At 67.9% G+C, this 23,422-nt stretch carries 13 protein-coding genes; 4 read left to right on the top strand and 9 right to left on the bottom strand.

Annotated elements, in window-relative coordinates; all coding sequences use genetic code 11:
• The first annotated feature begins 365 nt into the window (after positions 1 to 365).
• Positions 366 to 671 carry a hypothetical protein gene (locus WMF39_RS36050; protein WP_437741007.1) on the top strand — a complete coding sequence of 102 codons (306 nt, stop codon included), beginning with the start codon at positions 366 to 368 and terminating at the stop codon, positions 669 to 671.
• Positions 672 to 918: 247 nt separating this feature from the next.
• On the opposite strand, the gene WMF39_RS36045 is transcribed toward WMF39_RS36050, so the two are convergent.
• A complete protein-coding gene (locus WMF39_RS36045; RefSeq protein WP_437741006.1) occupies positions 919 to 3,768 on the bottom strand; it encodes a tetratricopeptide repeat protein in 2,850 nt (949 codons plus the stop codon).
• Between the two features lie 106 nt (positions 3,769 to 3,874).
• Positions 3,875 to 4,507 carry a Mut7-C RNAse domain-containing protein gene (locus WMF39_RS36040; protein ID WP_437741005.1) on the bottom strand — a complete coding sequence of 211 codons (633 nt, stop codon included), beginning with the start codon at positions 4,505 to 4,507 and terminating at the stop codon, positions 3,875 to 3,877.
• A 127-nt stretch (positions 4,508 to 4,634) separates the two neighbouring features.
• On the opposite strand from WMF39_RS36040, the gene WMF39_RS36035 reads away from it, so the two are divergent.
• A complete protein-coding gene (locus tag WMF39_RS36035) occupies positions 4,635 to 5,621 on the top strand; it encodes a matrixin family metalloprotease (RefSeq protein ID WP_437741004.1) in 987 nt (328 codons plus the stop codon).
• Between the two features lie 25 nt (positions 5,622 to 5,646).
• On the opposite strand, the gene WMF39_RS36030 is transcribed toward WMF39_RS36035, so the two are convergent.
• The gene (locus tag WMF39_RS36030) at positions 5,647 to 6,339 is read right to left on the bottom strand and encodes a hypothetical protein (RefSeq protein WP_437741003.1); all 693 of its coding nucleotides are present in this window, start codon (positions 6,337 to 6,339) and stop codon (positions 5,647 to 5,649) included.
• 258 nt (positions 6,340 to 6,597) lie between these two features.
• Here WMF39_RS36030 and WMF39_RS36025 point away from each other — a divergent pair, with 258 nt between their 5' ends.
• Positions 6,598 to 7,812, top strand: a complete 1,215-nt coding sequence (locus WMF39_RS36025) for a peptide-N-glycosidase F-related protein (RefSeq protein ID WP_437741002.1) — start codon at positions 6,598 to 6,600, stop codon at positions 7,810 to 7,812.
• Between the two features lie 43 nt (positions 7,813 to 7,855).
• Here the strand turns inward: WMF39_RS36025 and WMF39_RS36020 are convergent, their stop codons facing one another.
• From WMF39_RS36020 to WMF39_RS36005, 4 genes are all read right to left on the bottom strand, one after another.
• Positions 7,856 to 9,241, bottom strand: coding sequence for a WD40/YVTN/BNR-like repeat-containing protein (locus WMF39_RS36020; RefSeq protein ID WP_437741001.1), 1,386 nt, complete (start codon positions 9,239 to 9,241; stop codon positions 7,856 to 7,858).
• Between the two features lie 14 nt (positions 9,242 to 9,255).
• Positions 9,256 to 11,031, bottom strand: a complete 1,776-nt coding sequence (locus WMF39_RS36015) for an RICIN domain-containing protein (protein WP_437741000.1) — start codon at positions 11,029 to 11,031, stop codon at positions 9,256 to 9,258.
• A 686-nt stretch (positions 11,032 to 11,717) separates the two neighbouring features.
• A complete protein-coding gene (locus WMF39_RS36010) occupies positions 11,718 to 12,617 on the bottom strand; it encodes an MOSC domain-containing protein (RefSeq protein ID WP_437740999.1) in 900 nt (299 codons plus the stop codon).
• A gap of 76 nt (positions 12,618 to 12,693) precedes the next feature.
• Positions 12,694 to 13,821 carry a metallophosphoesterase gene (locus WMF39_RS36005; RefSeq protein WP_437740998.1) on the bottom strand — a complete coding sequence of 376 codons (1,128 nt, stop codon included), beginning with the start codon at positions 13,819 to 13,821 and terminating at the stop codon, positions 12,694 to 12,696.
• Between the two features lie 1,263 nt (positions 13,822 to 15,084).
• On the opposite strand from WMF39_RS36005, the gene WMF39_RS36000 reads away from it, so the two are divergent.
• Positions 15,085 to 15,279 (top strand): hypothetical protein, encoded by a 195-nt coding sequence (locus tag WMF39_RS36000; protein WP_437740997.1) that lies wholly within the window; start codon positions 15,085 to 15,087, stop codon positions 15,277 to 15,279.
• Positions 15,280 to 15,507: 228 nt separating this feature from the next.
• On the opposite strand, the gene WMF39_RS35995 is transcribed toward WMF39_RS36000, so the two are convergent.
• A complete protein-coding gene (locus WMF39_RS35995; RefSeq protein WP_437740996.1) occupies positions 15,508 to 16,083 on the bottom strand; it encodes a hypothetical protein in 576 nt (191 codons plus the stop codon).
• Positions 16,080 to 23,414 (bottom strand): SpvB/TcaC N-terminal domain-containing protein, encoded by a 7,335-nt coding sequence (locus WMF39_RS35990; RefSeq protein WP_437740995.1) that lies wholly within the window; start codon positions 23,412 to 23,414, stop codon positions 16,080 to 16,082. The genes WMF39_RS35995 and WMF39_RS35990 overlap by 4 nt, the downstream gene beginning before the upstream one ends.
• Positions 23,415 to 23,422: the final 8 nt, after the last annotated feature.

The following is a 23,422-nucleotide window of genomic DNA, read 5'->3' as shown; positions in this document are numbered from 1 at the left end:
GTTCTGAATGTGGAGAAAGCGGGACGGCGACGACTCGCACGCACTTCCATTGCACGTGGAGATCGGCGCGATCGGGAAGGACGCCTGCTCCGCAGCCACCGTGACCGGCGCGCCCGCCGTGACGAGCGTGTGCGGCGACCAAGTATCGACGCGCGGCAAAGCCGCGACGGGACCCGAATCGCGGCGGCGATGAAGAGGACGGGGAGCCGCTGCCGACCCCGAACCCCAGCAACGTAGGTCCGGGCGGCACAGGCGCGAAGGACGGCGCCCCGTGCGAGCTCGGCCGCGATGGGGAAGACGGCGCGCTGGGCGCGCCCGGCGCCGGCGGCAGGGGTGGACACCTCACCGAGGCCGGGTGGGAAGACGTGCCCGGTGGCCAAGGCGGCACGGGAGCGCCCGGCCAGGGGGGCGGCGGCGGTGGCGCGCCGGGCGGCCGGAGCGCCCGTGGCAACGCGGCGCTGGGCGGTGCGTCGGGCGGCTCGGGCGGCGGCGGCGGGCCCTTGATCGGCATCGCCTATGCCGACGACGAGCAGCTCACCCTGGATCGCGTCACGTTCGAGGTCGGCCCAGGGGGCCCGGGCGGCATCGCGGATGTATTCGACGGGACCCGCGACAAGGCGAACCGGGGCAGCGACGCCTTCGCCGCCGAGGCGATGCGCTTTTCGCGGTAGATTTGCGCGCGGGATCGCCGCGACCGGTTCCCCTGCCCGATTGGGAGCAGGGTAGGACGAGCGACTCGGGTTTGAGCTTTTTGTGCGCGACTTGGTACTACGGTTGCACGTAGTGGCGAAGCGCTCGACGTCGGCCGCGATTTCTGCGGAAAGTTGGGGAAGTTTACTGGCTGGCCGCCTGGTCAGATCCTCACGCTCGGCGCTTATGCAACTGTGGTGCTACAAACCGAGAATGCAAAATCCGAACTTAGAGATCTTGATTTGGAAGAGCTCGCTCCACAAGCGCGATGCGCTCCAGCAGTTCGGGTGAGGAGGATTGGCCAAGCATCTCTAGGATTTGGAGCATTCTGTGAAGGATGATGGATGTTTTGGGCGCAAATGCATGAGGCACGTCTAGAAAACAGGGCCAGATTGTGTCGAGTGCCTCTTGGGTGGAAGCGAGCGCCGCTTCCCGCTGCCCCAGTGCGCTCTGCCGATTGCCTAGGTTGTTGAGGCTCATGGCGAGGTCGGGCAGGAACGCATCGGGCCGTTGCTCGGCCAGCGTGCGGCGGATGGTGACGGCCTCTTGGGTGGAAGCGAGTGCCGCTTCCAGCTGCCCCAGCTCGCTCTGCCGATTGCCCAGGTTGTTCAACAAACGCGCTCGCTCGGCCAGCCGCTCCAGCTCAGCGCCCTCCGGAAGGTGTTCCAGGCGCTTCTGCTCTGCCCACAGCGTGACCTCGCGAAGCGATACGGTGCGCTCCGGCAGCCCTGCCCGCGCCATCTGCTCCGCAAGATCAATCGTCCCCTCCCGCTCCAGGGCCTTCGCGAGCACGCTTCCGAGCCGCGCATGCGCCGTGCGCTCGCCGAGAGCCTTGGCCGCTTCAAATGCCGCCATCGCTCGGCTCACAACGTCGCGCCCGAGCACGTGCGTGATCCACTGTTCTCCATCCTCGGGCTGATCCTCGGACAGCCGCCCGAGTACCGTGAAAGCGGTCCCCAACGCATCGTCGCCAGCAAGGCACTCGAGCACGCGGTCCAGGTACGAACCGGCTTCGCCGCCCTCCAGCGACAGTGTCCGGTGCACCATGGCCTCGCCCAGCAGATCGGGCTCGAGTCCGCCGAGGTAGTCACCTGCGCGAGAGGCACGGCCTTGCCCGGGATAAAGGTCGCGCAGGAAGCGGAGGTACCGATCCACGAGCTGCTCGTCACGCTCGTCCATGATCCTGGCCACGAGCGCGGCCGCCTCACCGCGGCTCGGCGCGCCACCTCGCAGCGTGAGCGCGGTGACGGCCCGTCGCATCTGCTCGATGAATCGCCGCGCATCGAAGGAGTCAGAGCGCGGGAAGCGCGAGCTCCAGAAACGCTGCTCGTGATCGAGCGTGCTGGCCATCAGCGTCTCTGCGGTAAACTCCCGCCCCTCGACCGTCGCGAGCGCCGCCATGTGAAGGTAGAGCACCCGATCGTAGCGCCGATCGTTGAGCGGCGGCGTCGCACCTGGAACGGCTTTCCTGAGAACGTGTGCAAACGATGCCGCCGCCTCCCGGAAGGCCCCTATCCGCTGGGGGCTCGCGGCGACCCCGGGTGGAAGCTCTCGCGGCGCGTGATCGCCAAGCAATGCTCCCAGCTCGGCATCGGAGCCCTGCAGGAACGTCCACCAGTCGCCGGCGTTGCGGGCGAGGAGCACGAGCCGCAGCCGACCCCGGCCCTTCCGGGCGCGAGCTCGTCCAGCTGGCTCGAGGAGGGCGCGCAGGTCGGGGCGGCTCTCGGCGTAGTCGACGACCGCGAACGTGGGACGCTCCGCCGCCATGAGCGCTTCGACCTGCCGCTCGTCGACGCCTCCTGGGATGAAGCCCGCTCGCCAGCCCTCGCGACGCAGCTGAGCGCAGGCCTCGATGAAGAGCCTCGTCTTCCCTATGCCGCCAGGACCGTAGAAGAGGCGTGCGCGTACGGGGGCTGTAGCACCGCACCAGGCATGGATCTCCTTGAGCACATCGGCGCGGCCGAAGAACGGCACGACCTGGTAGCGAGCGTTCAAGAGCGCGGCGGGGCTCGCCTCGACCGGTGGCTCCGACGTCCCCGGGACGAGGAGGTCGTCGAGCGGGTCGTTCGGCGCTTCCGGTGGGAGGTTGTCGCGCAGGAACGCGATCAAGCACTCGGCCGAGGCGCGAGCGGCGTACTCCTTGAAGTGGTCGTCGCGCCCGTGATTGGCAAAGTCCATGACGCCCTTCATCACCAGCGCGTCGAGCCTCGCGTCGCGCTGGGCATGCGCGAGCGCGCCAAGGGCCGCGGCTTCCATCTCGAGGCCGAGCGTCTTGCGCATGTGCTCCGACACGAAGCTCCAGTACGCTTGGTCCTCGACGACCTTGTTGCCGCTGCCCATCGGCGCGACATGCACCTTGAAAGGGAGCAGCGCGCCCGCAGGAGAAAGATCCGGGAACCGGCCTCGCTGCTGGATCAGGATTCGCACGATCCGTTCGCGCCCCTCCTCGGTGAGCGCGAGCGTGCCATCGTGTAGATGGCCGGACTTCCACAACGACGCGATGACGTCCGCCCATCGTGGGCACATCTCGTCGCACTCCGGCGGCGCGCCAGGATCCGCGACGCCCTCGTGCAGCTTCGCGAGGACCCAGTTCTCCTGCCATTCGCAGGGGATGGGGCGCGCCTTCCACCAGGAGGCGTTCTTGAAGCGCGCGCTGAAGTCTGTGTGCTCCAGCGCAACCTTCCAGTCATCGCGCAGGTTGTATGTCCTCAGGTCCTGTTGCACCCCGTCTGGCAGAGCCTTGCCTGTGTCATGCAGAAACAACCGTTCGGCGGCGACGACATCGCCCAGCTTGGTCTTGCCCGGCCGCCCCGCGCACACGCCGCACATCGCGACGCACCGCGGCCGAACCTCCTGCACGAGCGGCAGCAGCGCGTTCGTCGCAGCGACGGCCCCCATGTCGCCCGCCTGCGCCAGCGCGATGTGCAGCGGCCTGCCACCGGCTCCCTGGAAGCTCCTGAACGCGACGGGCAGGCCGTTGGGACCTTCCTCCTGCTCCCACCGGCTCTCTGGCAAAGCGCCTTCCTCGACCTGAAGGGCAGCCTTGTACTCCAGCGTGATCGCGGCGAGGATCACCACGTCGACCCTACGTTGGTTCCCGCCGCCCGTGGACATCCGGCGAAGTATACGCGCGCGGGCACGCGGGCGGTCCTGGCCGACGAATGAATTGCGCCCGCCCGCCGCGTCACGGCGGAGGCTTTCGGCCGCCCGCCGGTGGTGCAGGGGCCTCGGTCGCGGCGGCCACGCCGGCCGCGGCGGCCACGCCGGCGACGATGCCGTCCCAGTGGCTGCCCTTCCACAGGACCTTGCCGCATCGATCGCACCGCCAGAACTCGTCGTGGCGATCCGCCACCACCGCCGGCACCGCCTCCCGGACGCTGTCCTTCGAGGCGGCCGTGAGCGCGCCGCCGCACGCCATGCAGCGGGGGTCCCGCACGGGCAGCCCGAGCTCCCGCAGCACGAAGCCGGCCTGCTCCGTCGGGCGCAGCCCGCGGGGCACGTAGAGCCCGCGCACAGCCGCGGTGCGCAGGGAGCGCCGCTCGAATACGCCGGCGTCGGAGCTCAGCAGCACCCGGCCGGTCTGCTGCGCGAGGCGCACGAGATCGCCGTCGTCGATGCCATGCTCGAACATGGCGTCGTAGCCCGCGCCGCGCAGCCAGCGTGACAGGCCGCCCAGCATCGCGTCGCACAGGAAGCTCGGCGCCGCTGCGCCGCCTTGCGCCGGGGCCGCGCTGCCCTGCGCCGCCGCGCCCCCCTGCGCCGGAGCCGCGCCGCCCTGCGCCGGATCGGCTCTGCCGCCCGCCTCACCCACGAGCATGCCCCATCACCTCAGGATGGCGGAAGGCCAGCGGGGGGCAAGGGCGCCGCTGGCAAAATCCCCACGCGCCGGCCGCGCGCTGCTACCGTCGCTGTAGGGTCAACCGATCGTGGAGGAGTCGATGGCGATGAAGCGTGCATGGTGCTCCTGCGTGGCGGCCGCGCTCGCCGTGCTGGCGAGCGCGCAGCAGGCGTCGGCCTACTGCCGCTCGAACACCTGCAAGAGGTCGGAGCTCTGCCTGCAGGACGACCAGCCCGTCGGCGAATGCAAGCCGCTCCGCTGGGCGGGCGATTGCATCGGCTTCAGCATCCAGGAGGACGCGTCCAGCGAGATCTCCTACCAGGAGATCTCCGACGTGCTCGAGGCCGCGTTCGATACGTGGATGCAGGCGCCCTGCGACGGGGGAACGCCGGGGCTCCGCGTCCAGAACCTCGGGCCCGTCGCCTGCGGAGCGGTGGAGCTCAACGCCAGGGATGGCAAGACCAGGATCGTCGATGGCCTCGTGCCGGGCAACGCCAACGTGGTCGTCTTCCGCGATCTGGAGTGGCTCGCGGCCGCGGGACACAACACCGAGATGCTCGCGCTCACGACGGTGCAGTTCGACAGGAAGACCGGTAATCTCTGGGGGGCCGACATGGAGATCAACACCGATCTCTACGATTTCACCGTCGCGGACGACTCCGCCGCGCCGAGGGAAGATCTGCTCGCCATCGTCACGCACGAGGCTGGCCATTTCCTGGGCCTCGACCACACCATGGCCGGCCCCGAGGCGACCATGCACTCGAGGTACGACAGGGCGGACCCGATGAACTTCCGGACGCTGCACGACGACGACATCGCGGGCATATGCCAGATCTACCCCCCTCGGGATCTCTCCGCGTCGACCTGCAATCCCATCCCGCCGCACGGGTTCTCGCCCGAGTGCGCCGACGACCAGCTGGTCCGCTGCAGCGCGGCGCCGCCCGCCGCCGGAGGCCCAGGATGGATCGCCCCGCTGGCCGCCGTCGCGATCGGCGCGGTCGCCTGGCTGCGCGCCGTCAGGCGTCCTCGCCGCGAAGGATGGCCCCGATCGAGCTGTCGCGTCTGCGTCAGCCGTCGCTCCGCGAACAGGTGACCACCACCCCAGGGACGAACTTGCCCTACCGCGGCGTCTCTGGCTCCTCGAGGCCGAGGACGCTCTCCAGGCTAGGGTAGGCGGCTTCCTTCTTGTCGATGTTCAGGTCCTTCCAGGGAATTACCTCCTGCAGGAGACCGTAGTCGAAGGCCCAGAGATACTCTGGGCTCCCGGGCTCGAGCAGGGGGCAGCAGTAGTCGGTCCATGTTCCAAACCCATCCACCACGACCGCCTCGCTGCAATTGCATGGGATATCGTCCTCCACCACCCTCCAGGGGTTAACCTCCTCGAGCCGAAGCCGGCGCGCCTTGGGTTCACCCGCGCGAACGAAGCGGATTCCACGGAGGGTGTGCTCGTTGCTCATGCTGAGCTCCAGCTCCAGATCTGGCCACACGGGGAGAGAGTAGAACATCTTCATGGCGTTCGGCGCCTGGCCTCTCGCCGCCGGCTCGACGCGCTGCGGCGCTCCAAGGAACCGACGATACAAGTCGGCATGGCACTCGTCCACGATGTCTGGGTCTTCATGATCCAGGCGTGCGCGCGCCAGCATCGCCTTGGCCGCATCGAACGCCGCCTCATCGACGCCTAAACGCCTCAGGCCGCCTGCGACACCCTCCTTGTTCCGCATGCGTGACATGAGATAAATCTGAAGCGCGCTGATAAAATCCATGACTGCTCCGCTCCGAGATTCCACAAGCGGTCGCCTCTCGTCTGTCATCACGACCCTTCCTTCTTCACGTTGAGCTGGTCGAGTAGCTCCTGAAGTTTATCCACGGGCATCGGTTTCGCCGCGACGATCTCGACGTGAGTCTGGCGCTTGCCACGCTGGATAATTCCAGCCCCGGAGGGAGATGCTCGGCCTGGTACGCGCCCCCGAATCGCTCAACCTCCGCCGCCGCTCCAGCACGACATCGAGCCGGCGATCTGATAAGTTGGACGAATGCACCTGCGTCGCGCGATCCCATACCTCTGTCCGTTGGCCCTGCTCGCCGCGTGCACGGACGAGCAGCGCTCTGACGCGGGCACAGGCGGAGGCACCGGGACCTCCGAGAGCAGCGGGAGCACGAGCGGAGTGACCGGGACCAGCGCAGGCAACGGCGGCACGGGCGGCGGTGGCGGCGGTGGCAGCACGGGGGGCAGCGGCGGCAGCGGCGACGAGCCGCTCCAGGAACCCGAGGAGGTCCCGGTGCTGGAGGACATCACGTTCTACGACGGCTACGCCGAGACCGTCGACGAACCGATCCCGGCCGGCGTGATCCGCCACAACAACTCGCTGGTTGCAACCAGGTTGACCGACGAGCTGCTCGCCAAGATCCAGACCACCCTGAAGGTCCGCGTGGTCGTGGGAGCGCTGTGCGACAACTACGACCGACTCGGCTCGGTCAACCTGGCGCTGGTCCCCAAGGGCGCCCAGACCTACGTTCCCGGGAAGGTCGAGCGGATCGAGATCGCACGGTTCGTCACGCCGTTCATGGACATGAACAAGCAGCCGAAGACGGTCCCCTATGAATGGGAGGCCAGCAACCTCGTGCCGATCTTGAAAGACCCCGACCTCCTGGCCGAACACGATCTCTGGTTCGAATTGGGCATCTTCGGCGTGCCCTACGCCGCGAACGACGAGGTCCCCGGTTGCGCTGGTCGCAATGACACGCAGCTCGGATCGCTGCTGCTGTACACCGACAGCACGCAGGCGGCCCAGGACTTCAGCGTCCTGTTGCCGCTGGCGATCAGCGAAGAATTCAACAACTACGCCACGGACGCCAGCGACAAGGTCGGCACGACCCGCAAGACCGTCAGCTTCGAATTGCCGGCGGATACACAGGATGCACAGCTCGTGCTCATCACGTCGAATCACGGCGCCAACCAGGGCGGCGAGGAGTATGTTCGCCGCGACCATCACGTGTACGTCGACGGAGAGCTGGCCTTGCAGTACAAGCCCGGGCGCACGTCGTGCGAGCCGTTTCGCAAGTACAACACCCAGGGCAACGGCATCTACGGGGCGTCCCCGCGGTCGGACAAAGAGTGGCAGTCGTTCAGCAACTGGTGCCCTGGCGACGTGATCGACACCCGGATCGTCCCGTGGGGCGCCGCGAGCGCCGGCACGCACGAGTTCGTGATCGACGTCCCCGACGCGACCTTCGTGGGCGGGGAGGGCAATATCCCGTTCTCGCTCTACGTGCAGGCGCGCTAGGAGCTCCAAACGCGAGCACCCGACGCGGGAACGGCTCGGGCCGTCACCGCGCTCCCGGCGCCTCTGCGCGGCGGCGTCCGTGCCGTCGCGCGCGCAGGAGCGCGCCGCCGGCCGCGGCGAGGCAGCTCAGCAGCGCCCCGGCGCGCCCCCCGCCCGACGCCCCGCAGGAGCAGCCGCCGCCGGCGCTCGGCTCGGCTGCGCCCGCGCCGGGCTCGCCCCCGCCGGCGCTCGCCTCGCCCCCGCCCGCGCCCGTGGCGCCGCCCGAGCCGGCGCCGGCCTCGCACGAGCCCGCGGCGCCGATGAAGCGCGCTGTCGCCCGCCAGAGCCCGGGGCAGGTCCGGCCGGTCGAGCTGTCGCCCCCGCAGGCCTCCGGCGGGCCGCAGAGCCGGTCGAGCGTCATGAGCGGCGAGAACGTCCTGCCCCCGTCCGTGGAAACGCCGGCGGAGAAGCCGTCCACCGGCTCGTCGGCGCAGGCGAAGAGGCCCCGCGAGGTCCAGGTCAGGCAGCGGACGCCGAGCTGCCCAACCTGGGTGAACTCCAGGGTATCCGTCGGCGCCACCCACAGGCCGTCCAGATCGCTGCCGGCCGCGATCTCGGTCCCGTCGGGCGAGAGGGCGAGGCCGAGGAGGCTCGCCGCCTGGAACACCTCGCGCCACGTGGCGCCCCCGTCTTGCGAGACCAGCAGGGCGTCCGCGCCGTCGCCGTCGCGGCGCACGTACACCACGTCAGGGTCTTTCGGGTCCACGGCGCCGAGGTACGGCAGGTTGCGATCGTCGCTGCCAGGGACGTCGAACTCTTCCCACGTCGCGCCGCGATCGTCCGAGCGCCGCACGATCCCCTCGAACGTGGGGCCGTTGCGGCGCCCGCTCACGTAGATGCGCCGCGGATCGCTGGGCGCGCTGTCCAGGGTCACGCCGAGGAACGTGCTCGGGAAGTCGACCCCGGCCTGAGTCCAGGTCCGTCCGTCGTCCTTCGATTCCCAGACCTGCGTCAAGATCGCGTCGCTGGCCATGACGCTGGAGCCGAGCAGGAGGACGCTCGCGGGATCCGCGCGATCGATCGACAGATCGACGATGTTGCGCTGGGCGAGCGCGCCCTCGGCGATGTGCCAGTCGCAGCCGCGGTCGTGCGTCGCGCTGAGCCCGTCGAAGAGCCCGGCGAGGATCGAGCCGTCGGCGGTGACGACGAGCATCGGGTCCTCGAAGCCGCTGTAGCCGATGGCCGCTTCACAGATCCACGACCAGCGCTCGCCGCCGTCATGGGTGGTGAGGACGCCGTAGGTCGCGCGGACGACGATGTGCTCGGGATCGGCGGGATCGACGAGGATCTGGCCGGCGGTTGGGTATCGGCCGTTGGCGCGCGCGGGCGTGGCGGCGGAGAGGGCGAGGCCCGCCGCGGCGGCGGCGAGCCCGAGAGCGACGCGGTTCATCGATGCGAGGTTCGCTACTGCCGCCGGAACTGCTGGTTCGTCCCGTTGTTGCACGTGTACTGGGCGATCCTGGCGCCGTCGGCGGTGCTGGCGCTGTAGACGTCCACGCACTTTGCGCTGTTGACCGAGCGCAGCGAGACGGCGCCGTTGCCGCGATCGATGAGATCCCACTTCTGGCTGTTCCTGCCGCTGTTGCAGTCCGCCTGCGTGATGTTCGCCCCGTTGTTCCGGCTGGACCCCTGCACGTCGAGGCACTTTCCGCTGTTCACGTTCTTCACGGTCGCCGTGGTGCCGCTGATGATCTCGACTTGCCATTGCTGGTCGCCCGCCCCGGTGCACGGCCGCTGGACGACGGTGGCGCCGTTGTCCAGGCTCGCCGCGTTGACGCTCATGCATTTGCCGGAATGGAGGGCCGCCAGGCTCTGGCCGGCGGTGCCGCCGGTGCCGCCGCCCGGATCGCCGCCGCCGGTGCCGCCCCCGGGGTCGGTCGTGCCGCCGCCCAGGCCGGAGATCTGGACCTGCGCGCCCGTGGCCGACACGGAGAGGAGCTTCAGCGTCGCGTTCGTCCCGAAGAGCTGATGAGAAGCGCCGACGGCGAGCGGCGAGTCCCTGAAGTTCCCGCCAGGGATCATGTCGAGCAGGTGCGCCCGGCCGCTCTCTCGCGACTGCGTGAAGAACGCATGGATGAGCACGCCCTTCGTGGAGAGGTTGCGCGAGTCGACGACGTTCGTCGCCGCCGGCTGGCGGAACTCGATCTGGTACATGACGTCGTTCGGGCCCTTGACGCGGAGGAGCTGGGTCCCGGTGCTCGCCTCGGTCATCGGGGCGAGCGTATACGTCCCGTCGGCGGTGACCGTCTGGGCCTGCGACGACGGGATCCACCCGAGGTTCACCTTGTAGTTGGCGTTGAAGTGCTGCTTCCCGCCGTTGCCCATCGGGTCGAACGGATCGCCGTACTCGTCGAAGGTGCAGTCGTTGCTCATCGTCACCGTCGCCCCGGCGTTGCGGCACGTCCGCGAGGAGGCGTGCCACAGGCCGAAGTTGTGGCCGAGCTCGTGCACGACGACCTCGGGCCAGAGGCCGGCGATCCAGGTGGCGTTGCCGGGCTGCGCGCCCATGCCGGCGTACCCGCAATCCATCTTCCCCATGATCATGTAGTGCTGGTACGCGTTCAGATCGAAGCCGGCGTTCCTCGCCGCGGTCCTGGCCTCGTTCTGCCATCGGTTGTAGTCGTCGCACTTGCCGAAGCTGATGTTGAACGGGCCGGCGACGTCGTACTCGAGCTGCATCTTGCCGAACGACGAGCCCGCCAGGTGGGTCGCCGCGCCGGCCATGGTGTTGCGCACGTCCTGCTCCGTGCCCAGCGTCTGGCCGCCGTCGAACTGCACGCGCAGCACCAGGACGCGCTTGGTCCCGGTCGTGACGAGCGCGTTCGTCAGCTCGCCGATCCCCTCGGCAGGCCGCATCGTGGCGACCATGATCGTGCCGTCGCCGGTCTCGGTGCCGAACACGTCCACGGGGGAGCCGCTCGCCGTGCGCCAGTCGATCGACGGCTCGGCGCCCGGCGCCGTATCCGTCATCGAGCCCAGGTCGAGGCGCACGAACACCCCATCTTCCCGCTCCAGCATGTACCGCGCCTCGCCATTGGCGACTGCGACGGTCAGCGTCCCCGAGGCGGTCGGGGCCGGCCCCGCGCCCTCGTCACCGGCGTCGAGGATCAGGCAGCCGGGCGCGAAGGCGCATGCTGCGGTGAGGGCAGCCGTGGTGAGGTGTGACTTGAAGCGCTTCATTGGATCTTCCTTTCCTGGCTCGGTCCGATGCGCCCATCTCCCCCGATGTCGGAGAGCGCCGCACCATCCCCCTCAGGAGCCAGGGCGCGGCGCGACGGAGCGCTGCCAAGGAGAGGCCGCAAGCGCCGCCAGCCTCTCCGCTGCTGATGTAACTTGACGGCCAATCCGCTCACGGACCCGCGCGACGATCGCTCGCGATCGCCGCGCCGTGCTGCCGTCCTCGCATCCTCGCGAGTGTCTTTGCCTTCAGAGCAAATCCGCGGCCACAGTCGTGCTATCGGCTTGACACGGGCAGCGCGCCTCTCCGGGTGAAACAATCACGTGAGGACGGCCGGTGATCCAATCCGATATGATGTTTGCGCGACTGGCATGGATCGCGAGGGATCCTGAATGGACATGAAAACACCACCCCAGTGAGACCACGTGAGTTGGTGGATGAGCTCTGTTGCTCGGTGGATCGAGCGAACTCGGCCGGCATTCTGCGCGATTGGCCGCGAGGGTGGCGATCCGTGGTCGCGGGTGAGCGCGTGAGTTCTCCGGTGAGGGCTCGGGCGGTGATGTGGGTAGATTGACGCGTTCGCGGCGCGCTCTGCCGGCCGTCGCTTCGTCCGGAGCTCCGCGGGGCGCGGCCTGGTCGCGGGGCGTGGAGCGCGGAGGGAGATCGAGGTGACCCGCGGCAGGGCCCGTCAGCGGGGCGGGGACACGGGCGCCCCGCCCAGCTGGACGGCGGCCCCGCGGCGGATCGCGCCCTCGCGGCGCACGGTCGCGTAAACCCCGGCGACGGCCGGGAACACGACGCCGGGGGCGACGGTCGCGCTCGCGACCGCGTTGTGCCGGGCGAGCGCGCGCAAGAGGCCGGGATCGCGCGGGAGGTCACCCTGGGCCAGCGTGGGGACGACGCAGCGGGGGCAAGGATCGATGACCTCGAGGCGGACCTCCTGGGCGATCTCGAGCGCGCGGCCTATCCAGCCGTTCTCGACGAAGCGGCGCTCGCCGGCGGCCGTCGCGACGACGAGGTTCGGGCGGAACCTCGGGGCCTCGATGCGCCCCGAGGGGTGGAGATCGCGCAGGTGGTCGAGCGTCGCCGTGGTCAGCACGTGCATGGCGGCCACGTCGAAGAACGTGCCGGCCGGCGCGGCGAGCGCCATCGGCTCCTCGACGATCGTGGCCTGCGTGGCGGAGCCGTCCGCGGGCGACCGATCCGCCTCGCGCGTCGCCGCGTCGGGCGGCCGGCTCACGAGCGCCACGTCGCGGCCGAAGGCGCGCGAGAGCGCCCGATCCACGTCCGGCTGCGCGCTGCTGAGCACGGCCCCGTCCGGCAGCGTGATCCACACGGGCGGCAAGGGCGCCGAGGGGCGCGGCGGCGCCGCGAAGGCCGCGCGGCACGCGAGCAGCGCGCCCCACTTGCCGGGGTGCTTGGTGCTCGCGACGTGCCCCGTCTCCAGGTCCAGGACGGCGTAGGCCCGGTCGCCGATCACGCCGCGGTCCGTGATCTCCGCCTCGTCGATCTCCTCACCTTGCATCGATTTGACGGGATAGCGCCATATCGACACGACCGTTCCGGTGGGCTGTTCGTCCGGGTGCATGCAGTCTCTTTACCCGTTGCTCGATCTCCGGGCGAGCTCGGCGCCAGGAGAGATCGGCAAACACGCCCATCGGGCTTCACGCGGGGACGATCAGCTCGGCGAGCGGGAGCAAAGCATAATCGGCGGCCGCGGTGAACCGCATCTCCCCGTCGATCAGGTAGAGATCGGCCGCTCCGGGTCGATCGTCCAGGATCCCGAGGTCGTATGTGACGACGTCGCCGTCGACGCGCAGCGTGCGGATTCCTCCGATCTCCTTCTGGTGCGCTGCCGCCGTGAGCCAGTCGTGACCGAGCTCCGCCTTGCACTTCCTGTGACCGGTGTGACCGGCGACCTGTCGCAGGCCTCGCGGGAGTGAACGCGGCTCGAAGCGCCGCGGCCGCGCCGGATCGAGCTCCCATGCGGGATCGCCGCCCACGCGATCGACGCACGCAGGTCGATGGTAGAGGAGGCCGCCACCTTCGTTGCCCGCGGCGCCCGCGATGTGGAGAGGCTCGAGTGAAAGTGGCGTGCGCGCGCCGCTCTGCCATTCCGTGCGCCGCGCGTCGACCGCGGCGCGCAACTGTCGCTCGAGGGCCGCCGCCAGCCGGTGCGGGTCGCGCTCGTCCGGCATGCCCAGCATCGCGAGCTCGCGCGTGGTCACGCCCGCGTGGGTCAGGAGCACAGCGCGGCCGTCGGGCAGCACGCCCGAGAGCGCGAGATGAAAGCGGCCGCAGAGCAGCAGCTCGATGACGAGCTCGCGCTGGGACTCGCTGAACGACGCGTAATCGCGCGCCGCGAGCCCCGGGGTCGCCACATCGGGAAACTGCGCTGCGAACTCGTCGCGTTCGCGCCGCGCGGCGGCCCCGGCGCCTTCACGCCGCCTGGTCTCCTTGATCGAGCGCCCGAGCGCGCGCGCCGCAGCGAACCGCACGTCGTCGAGGCCGGCGAACTCCATGACCCGCGCCGCGTCATGGTTGCCGAGCAGGAGCCGCACCTGAGCGGCGTCGTGGCTGGCCAGCCAGCGCAGCGTGCGGAGCCCCTCCGCGCCCGCGCCAACCGGATCATCGAGGTCATAGTCGAAGTGATCGCCGATCGACACGAGCACGACGTCGTCGGCCAGCCGGCCGTCCGCGCCGAGCAACGCGTGCGACGCGAGCACGGCCATCACCTTGGACATCGGCGCCTGCGGGTCGCCCATCACGAAGATGCGCCGGGGCGTCACCATTTGCTGTGCGCGGCCATGGCGTGTATTCTAGCATGTCCTCAAACTCGGGCAAACGCTTGTCGATTATCACGCTGCCCGGCCGCCTTCCGCCGCTGGTCTTGAGCATCCGGCGCTCAGCCGCCTCGGCCATGGCCTGAGTGAGGAGCCGCTCGTGCAGCGCCAGGCGCTCGGGCGTCGAGCATGACGAGGCAGGGGATGAGCCCTCCGAGCCTGGATGGGATCGAACGAGGGAGAGCGCCATCCTGCCATCACTTGCATGCGTCGCAGGCGCGCAGCGCCCCCCTTCTCCGCCGTACTGCTTCCAAAGCGGCCCGGCTTCGGGACGGGGATTGGAAGGACCTTCCGTGCCGTGGAGGACGTCGCTCCCTCGGCGTCCGCCCGACCACCCTCCATCGAGCCCTCCTGGCTATTCCACAATCGTCCCCGGAAGTGGCCTGATCGAGGGGCCGGACTCTCGGGGTTTTCGAGGGATCGATGGAGGATCGAACGACGTGGCGGAAACCAAGGTGTTTGCAACAAGGGCCGGCGCGGGGAACCGCTCTATTATCCGCTCCGGGCGTTCACCCTCCCCATCTTCGGCCCGCTCACCTGGCGCATGGACATCGCTCGATGGCGAGGCTCAACACCAACAACGACGCGCTGTCGAAGGCGCACGGGCCCGGGGAGCGGCCGCACCAGCCCCACCCGCTTCGGCGTCTTCAAGTGGCGCATGAACATGGTGCGGATTCTTTACTCGGCGTCGACCACTCATGCGACTGCCGGTGCTGGCCCCCTTAGCGTTCTGGTGCCTCGAGGGAAGGAGGGGGAAAGCACTAACCTGGGTACGATTCAGCTTTTTGCTGAACCCGTGACCTTCGGGCTAGAACACCGACCACTGCTACAGTGTTTGCCATCGGGCGTACTCTTCAGCATCCTTCTCATGGGCGACATGCCCGTCGAGTTTGTCGATATCTATGAAAATGCAACCAGGCTCACGCCCTTCTTCTCGCGAAGGAATATGCTCCGCGTAGAATCTCCACCACATCCATTGTTCGTGACCATTCTCGAGCGGCCCAAATACATCTCCCCTCGTCAGCTTGCTCTCCTCGAGCCTCTTCTCTGCGAGTAGTCGCGCAGCAGCCAGTGAGACGGTTGGCGCGCTATACCGGCACGGCAGTACCAAGGCCGCACCTCCAGCCTTTCGCGTCGAGGTCGGCCCTGCGCTCCGCGATCGCGTGCGACCCGCCTGGCGGGGGGCTGGCGCTCTGGATGCGCCTGCGCAGCTTGAGCTCGGAAGAGCTCGTCCAGCGCGCGCACGCACGCGGCCTGGCCCTCACCCCGGGGTCTGCTCACGCCGCGATGGGCGCCGTGGCCGCGTTTCGCTTCGGGTTCGCGGCTCACACGAGCGAGGAGCTGTCGAAGATCTGCGACACGCTGGAGGCGTGTCTGCAGTCCGGCTCCGGCTCGAAGCGCCGTTGATCCGTGTGCGGGCGCGCGCGTCTCGGGAGCCGGGCGGCGCCCGCGCTCGGGCCGGCGCTTTCACACTGCACATCGACTGGCGCGGATTCTTCGTTCGCCGTCGACGGCGGGGGGCGAGCGCTCGGCTGGCGTGATCGGCGACGTTGGCATGCGCACCCCCGCGTAGTGGCACGGTACGGGCTCTCCTTCTACGTCGAGTCCGATCGGTAGGCGCCCGACGACCGCTCGTCACTCATCATCCCACCCGGAGGCTTGCGCGGGTGACTGCCCGTCCAGGAGCCGCTCGATCAACCATGGCAACGAGAAGTAGTCCTCCATCACAGTGGCGAAGAACTCCATGTCGAACGGCAAGCGCGGCGGCGCCTGAGCTTCGGCCTTGCCGGCGACCCCGCTCTCGACGATTTGCCTTCGCGCTTCGTTGAGGGCGGCGGTGACCAGGTTGCGGCAAACAGGATCGGATATGGATTGCCGCACGCGCTCTGCGGCCTCTTCGTTCAGCGCCAGTGGCGCGCGCACGATGGGGGCCGGTGGAACGGCTTCTCCTTCCAGAATGCTACGAATGAATTGCGGTGTTGAGAAGAGCGCCCGCGTCACGCGGATGAAGAACGCCATGTCGAACGACTCCGCGGGCAGGCGGAGCGGAATCTCCTGGCCGTCCAGCGTAGAGCTCCTCGCGAACCGCCCCCACGCCTTTCCGAATGCAACGCTGACAAGGTTTCGAACCACTGGCTCGTGGATCGATTCTACGATCGCGCTTGCCGCGTCCGCGTCGATGGGTTGCACCTGTATCGATCGGCTGGTCATTTCGTTCCCCATTTCGTCAGCTTGTCGAAGTTCGCCGTGAAGGACCCGTTCGCGTTCAGGGTGAATTGGTCTGGGGTCCTCAGCTTTCCCCGAAACGCCGTGCCATCCTTGGTGAACACCAACGCTTCGTCTGCCGAGCCCACGAACATGGCTTCCGCGTTCGTCACCTTGCGCTCGAAAAACATCATCTCTCCGGGCGCATCTGCCATGATCTGCGCCGCATATTGCCGGAACATGGCGATTCGCTCGTGGGGCGCCGCCGCCAGAATCCGTTTCTTGGCGTCGCTGAACATGAAGAGCCCCGCACGTTTCTGCAACGGAGGAAAGCCCCCTTGCGCCGGCGCTGCCGCGGGCTTGACCTTCGGGGCAGCCGGTCTGGGCTGTTCCGCCGCCGGAGCCTGCGCCCTGGTGCCGGGTTTGGCAGGGGACTCCGGCTTCGGAGGTGACTTCGACGAACCACCATCGCCTTTGTTCGCAGCGCTCATGGCAGCTGCTGGAGCCTTGACTATCGAAGAATCGAATACGATGGTCCCTGCTGACGTGGCCATACTGCCGGCGTTGGCGGTCGCCAGGCGCGGTCCAGGGATGTCGATTCTAATTTCTCCAACTCCAGGAAACAAAGATGTTCCAACGTCGACGATGGCGCCGAACATTCTCTTGTGTTCTTCTGGTGTGACGTATTCCTTGTCTGGCGCCCCTTGTAAAAGATCGACGGCCTTCTGCGCTGCCTTGTCGAGCATCCCCCCTGGAGCATAGATCGTCGCGAAGGGCTCCACAAACGCTCGATTCGCTTTGTCTACCATTCCTTGCCCGAATTGCTCGGGGGTTTGATCGGTCGCAAGCACGAACGCCAGCTTGAGGGCCGTGCTTATCTGATCGCTTATGTCGGGCGTCTTTGAAGCGGGCGGTGGGCTGTCTTCTGTCCCAGTGGGATCGATGAACCTGACAGGGTTGCCTTTTACATAGGCGAACAAATTCAAGCCGGCTCTCGTCCCGATGGGATCCGCCGCCGTCCACCGCCCGAGCCACGCCGCATAGTACCGCGCCCCGTAATAGTAGAGCCCCGTCTCTTCGTCCCGCTCCTTCCCCGTGTAGCGATACCGCTTCCGGCTCACCTCCGCCGCGCCGTCCGCCGACCAGTACGCCGTGGTCCCGAAGGGATGGTACTCCTCATAGCCGATCACGAGCCCCGCCCCGTCGACCTCCAGCGAGGCCGACCCGAGGTGGTTGGCGAGCTGGTAGCGCAGCCGCGGCGTCACCGTGAAGGGCCCCGACGTGTCGACCGTCTTGGTCTCGACCATGGCCAGCCGCTGCGCGCCATCCATCACGTGCAGCGTTTGCCGCTCGAGCTCGAGCCCTGTCGCGTTGCGCTTGCGGTAGACCTCGTAGCCGCCGATGTAGATACGCTCCTCGACGAGCCCGCTGTGCTCCCAGACCTTGCGCACGCGCTGCCCGGCGGCGTCATAGGCGTAATACACGACTCCGCCGCCGTCGAGATCGGTGCTTTTTAGCTGGTCGTTCTCATCCCACGTGAGCGCTGGGATGTGCGGCATGGCCGTCATGTTGCCGTGGGCATCATGCGTGTACATCGGGCTGGACGGCTCGTCTTCGGGATCCCCGAAGGTGCTCTTGAGCCGGTTGCTCGTCGTCTCGTAGGAATACCGCCGGATCCAGGTCCCCGCGCCGGCCAGATGCTCCATCCGCTGGATGTTGCCGACGGCGTCGTAAAAGTACTCCTCGGTATAGTTCCTGAGCGCCTGCGCGTCGTTCGCGTGCGGCAGCGCGTGAATCGGCAGGTCGTTCTGGTCGCGCTGCACGTCGGCGAGCCCGCCCGCGTGCTCTCGTCCCGTAGCCTCGATCAGGCGGTAGACCGCGTCATAGACGTACTGCGCGTCCGGTGACACCACGGCGTTGTTGAAGAACACCGTCTGCTGCGCGCTGTCCTTGATCTCGACGATGTTCCCAACGGGGTCGTAGGTGTACGTCAGGTTCTGAAGAACGGCGCCGTCCGAGCTGCGCGTCGTCCGGAGGCGCGCCAGCCGGAAAGTCAGCGGATCGTACGAGTACACCGTGGACGTGCCGTTGCCGTAGTCGATCCGCTCTCGCTGTCCCTTCGCGTCGTAGTCGATGTTGTCGACGAACGTCGTCCATGCCGCCGCGCCCCGGATGCGCACCTCGATGCGTTCGAGCTGGCCCGCCTCGTTGTAGGTGGGCTTGATCTCGCTGGCATCCGGCGCGATCTGGCTCGTCGGCCGGTTCAGCGCGTCGTACGCAGTCTGCGTCTCGAAGCTCTCGACCTCGAGCAGCGTGTCGGCCGCGGCGGCGATGGCCGACACGTCCGTGAGCGCCGAAAGCACCGACCAGTCGGCGCCAGCATGCACCTCGCTGCGCAGCCGGCGCGACGCCTGCAGCGCGTTGCCCTTGAAGTCGTACGCCTGGCTGGTCACCACACCCGCGCCATCATACACCTGGTACGCCTGCCCGCGAAGGTTGCGCTGCAGCGCCTCAGGATGCGCTTCGCCATAGACCACGCCCTTGACGAGGCGTTCGGCTTCGCCGTCGAGGAACAGCCACGTGCGTGTCGGGCGTTGTAGGGCATCGTAGGTGTAACGACGGTTCTGCCTCCTGCCGTTATAACTGCGCACCGGCTTGTTACCGATATCGACGACCTCCAGGCGAACTCCACCGTCCGGGCTCGCCGTGGAAAACCGCCGCCCAAGGACGTCAAACTGCTCGGTAACCGCCTCGACGCCGCGCGCGTCGAGCATACGGAGCACATGGCCTTGCACATCGAGCTTGCTGCGTGTGTGGTAGGAGGGGGCATCCACCCCGTGGATCCTGTTAGGGATCACGGTCCAGAAGGCACGACCGAGCGCATCGAGGTGCGTGGCCGTCGGCGTATCTGCATGCTCGAGCGCAAGCGTCGCGGCCCGCTGCGCTGCTGGGCTCGCCGAGCCCGACTGCCGCTCGGCCAGCCAGGGCGTGCCCATGACGGCGTCGTTCTGATCGAACGTCCGTGTGAGCCACGCGTCGAACTCCACGCGAGATTCGGTGCCGTCGGGAAACTCCGTGCGGATGACGCGATCGATCGGGTCGTAGTGCAAGATGGGGGTGACGCCCCATTCCACCAGGTCCGCCTCGTCCTCGTATTCCGCGGTGGAGCTGAAGAACGGCTCGAACTGCTTGACCGGATTGCCCTTGTTGTTGAAGACCGTGCGGCCTGTCCCGACCCATCTGGCCGTCACCGGCCCGATGACGAGCGCGCCATTTCCGTCGCGCACGAGGACACCTTGGCCATCGCGGAGCGGCGCGTCGCCGGGCTCGGCCTGAACCTTCTGCATGACCACGCGACCGAAGCCGTCGCAGTAGGCGAGGCTCTCTCGAAACGGGGTGCTAGGACTGTGGGAATAATGCAATTCGCGCGCGAACGTGTGCACGAAGGCCGGCTTCTGTTCGACCTGCCAGCGAAGAATGTCGTATTCGATGCGCGACGTCGGGTTGTCGAGCGTATCGCCCTCGTTCGCGTTGACTTTGCCCATCACGGCGCTGCGGACGACCCTGCCGAGCGCGTCGAAGGCGACGGCGGAGCGGTTGAGGTTCGGGTCGGTGATGTGCCACGGGGCAAGGACGCGGTAGTCGTTCTCGGCCTGGACCTGATTGTTCAGCGGATCCGTCGTGGTCTCGATGAGCAGCGCAAAGTCGTCGTAGGTGACGAAGGAGTGCCCGCCGAACGGATCGACCGCTTCAACGGGGAGGTAGAAGCGCGCGGCATCGAAGATGACGTGGCCGCTGGCCGTCCAGTACCCCCCGTCGCGCTGGACATAGCGCCCCTCGGACAACAATACCGCAGGATCGAACGCCGTCGCGCTGAGCTGCCCGGATCTCTGCACGATCTCGCTCACGAGCCCCGGCGTCAGCGCGAGCTCGTAGCGCTTGTAAGGCAGCGCAAGGGCTTCGACTTCACCGAGCGGCAAGGGCCCGGAAAGGTCGTCCTCGTAAAAGACCTGCTGCGTTCGCTGGATCAGGCGGCGCTGGGGTGCAAGGCCGGTCGACTCGCCCTCGTAGGGCAAATCGTCCTCTGGATCAAGCATATCGAGGACACCCGTCCCCTGGTCATCGTGCAGCGCGGAGCGAGCCAGCAAGCCCTGTCCAGCGGCCGGCAGCGTGAGCCCGGTGAGCTCGAAGAGCCGCTCTTCGCATTGGAGGCCAACCCTGTACCACGTGATTTCCGTTGGCTTGTTGATGTAATCGCTCTCCGTCACTGTCGTCCATGCGCGTCGCTGCTCCTGCTCTCCCGTGGCGCGTGCATACGCGATCGACACCCTGCGCTCGACGTTGCCGAAGTCGTCGACGTCAATCACGAGGTCGTGGACGACGCGCGGATCGTCGGCCTTGCGCTCGCTGTGAATGAGGACACGCTCTCGCTCATGCACCATGAAGACGCCGTGCCGCGTGCCTTCGCTCGTCTTGATGCGCCTGACCTCGAAGCTCTGCTCGGTCGTGAGATACGGGATATTCTCCTTGTCTGTGCCGTCCAGCGCGTAGATCTCCTGGCGCAGCAACCTCCCGCGCAGCGCTCGCGCCGCCTCGCGCTCGTCCTGAATGGACATGCCCTGCGGGAGCACGGTGTCCTTCAAGAGCAGGGCGGCCGGCCCCTTCTGGAAGTACTCCTCCGCCAGCTCCCGTTCCAGCCGCTCTTTCTCGAGCCAGGCGCCCGTGTGATACCAGCTCACCGTCCGTACCGGCGCCTGAAAGAGCTCGGTCCCGGAGGCTCCCACCGTGAACTCCTCCGCGTCGCGCTGCTCGACGCGGGCGAACCCGCGAAACTCGCGCTCCACGCCGTCGAAGAACCCATGCCGGTAGCGATACGTCGTCACGAGCCGGCTCTTCGAGATTGCATCGACGTGCTCGACATGATCGACCACGTGCACCGGGAAGGGGAGGCGCGTGAGCCACTGGATGCCGGCTGCCTTGTCCTCGAGATAAAACTTCGTCGACGTCGCGTAGCTGATCGTCGTCTCCGCTCCGAGGTTGTTGACGACCGAGCGGAGCAGGTGCGGCTTCGCGCCCGCCATCAGGTCCACGTAGAAGATGGAACGCGCCGTGGGGAGCGGCGACGACCAGACCAGGCACGCGGTGCCCTGGCCGAGCAGATCGACGATGCCAAGCCGTACAACGCTGTCCACCGGCGGCAGCGAGTGGATGTGCACCGGCGCGGCGAGGCGATTGCCGGACTCGTTCAGGTAAAGGGCGACGCGATCGCGCCCCAGATAGAAGATGTCGCTGGTGCCCGAGCCGTCGACGTCGCCGAAGCGGACGCGCCGCGCGTCGAACTCGTCCATGGCCGCGAAGACGGGGCTGTTCTCCAGCGTGACCTTCTTGCCGAATCGGCCATAACCGAGGTTGGGCCAGAAGCACACCTCGCCGTTGCGCACGCGGACGATGTCGACGAGCCCGTCGCCGCTCATGTCGGCCAGCTGGATGCTCTGCTCCGGATCCGCGAACACGACCGCCGGCCCGCGCTCGTCGTCGTCCGGATGGAAGACACGCTGGGCTTCGCCGAAGCCCTGCTTCGCCTTCGAACGGTACCAGACGAACGCGTGGTCCTCGGTGATCAGCAGGTCCGCGAGGCCGTCGCCATCGAGGTCGATGAAGCGCAGGTTCGGATCCATCCAGTCGATGTTCGGCAGGGACTCGAACGTCCGGAGCGCCTCGAAGCCGCCCTCTGGCGTGCTCGAGAAGTAGCCGGAGAGCGGCGCGCCATAGGCGACCAGATCGAGCTGGCCATCCCCACCGAGGTCCTCTAGCTGCTGGATGCCCCCCACGAGCGCGCTCGGCGCAGGCAAGGCGGAGAGGGTACGGGGCGCCTCCAGCTTTCCTTGCCCGCGGTTCGACTTGTAGTACCAGGTCGACCCTTCGTCGATGAGCACCCCGGGGATGCCCTCGCCGTTGAGATCGATCCACTGCTTGGCCGCTCCATCCACGCCGCCCTCGATCCCCACGAGGCTGTCGCGCGGGAGCGCGCTCAGCGTGTCGTTGATGACGGGCCGCACGTAGTCGAGGCGCAGCGTGGGGAGCACCTGGCGCTGCCAGGTGCTCGTGACCGTGTCGAACAGATAACCCGCCTGCGTGACACCCACGAGATAGGTGAACGCTCCGCTGGCATCATACTCGAAGTCCGTCGACCTGACGAGCACCGGCGTGCCATTGGCGGGGAAGCGGTGAAACATGAGCACGCGACGGCAAAGCCGGTACGTACGCACCTCGAACGTGGCCCTGTAGCTCGAGAACGGGTCCTGGCGGACCGTCCAGGGCGAGGTCCCCGGTCCGGAGTCCGCCGGTGTGGGTACGGCGGTGGTGCTCGTCTCGGCGGGCGCGTGCTCGCCGTAATCGAACACCATCTCCATCATGAAGTCGCTCGCGACGAACGGAGCCGCATTGCAGTAAAGGACGCGCTTCAGGTAGCGCTGGGCAGTGGCAAGGAAGACAAGATCCCCTCCCTGGCGCTCGAAGCGGCTCTTCTCGCTCAAGTCCGAAGGGTCGACGCCGTGGCCGTCCTCGGCCTTGTACTCGTAACGAATGATGTTGCCCTTGTCGTCGCGGCTCTCGTCGAGCAGCCAGCTGAAGACGCGCGCACCGCGGCCCACCTCCGGGCCTCCCGGGTCCGCGATGCGCGTCTCGGGCGTCTGGCCATAAAAGTGGGTTGTATTGTCCTTGGTGGTCACACGCCAATGCACGTCGCCGTCGTCCTTTCGGATCCAGCGCTCGATGCGCGCAAAGAGGCCTTCCACCCGCGGCCTGTAGGTGCGCGCGACATGGGTATCTCGATCGAGCTCAGGCTCGCCGGTCTGGCTGAGCGTGGGGACCAGATCCTCGGCGCCCGAGAGGATGTAGTCGTCAGAATCGATGTCGTCCAGGTAGCGAGGCAGGCCCTTGTCCGTCTTCCGGGTGATGCTCGGCACCGAGAGAGCGAATCCGAGGCCGAAGGCGCCGTTGCCGCCCCCGCTGTCGTACGCGAGCTGGAGCTGCGGGCCGAACCCGCCGCGGCCGGGCGACGCGGGGAGCGGAACGGCGAGCGAAGAGGTGCCCGTCGCCGCGTTGACCGAGAACTTCTCGCCGATGCCGCGGATGGCACCTCCGCCCTTCGGCAGGGTGAGCGCGGGCAGCAGGGGCTGCCCGCCGGGTTCGCGGCCCTTCCCGTCGCCGGACCCGCCGCCCGGGCGCGCAGCGCGCGCTCCAGCGCCCTGATCGGGCGCCTCCTGCGCGCGGTTCGTCGACGTCGTGTCCGGTTGGCCTTTACGGCCGTCGCTGGATTGCTCTCTCTTTTTCATGACGCCTC

This window comes from Sorangium sp. So ce1504 (assembly GCF_051521635.1).
Classification (GTDB): Bacteria; Myxococcota_A; Polyangia; order Polyangiales; family Polyangiaceae; genus Sorangium; species Sorangium cellulosum_B.
Note: the sequence above shows the minus strand (reverse complement) of the source record. Positions and strands in the feature narration are given on the sequence as shown.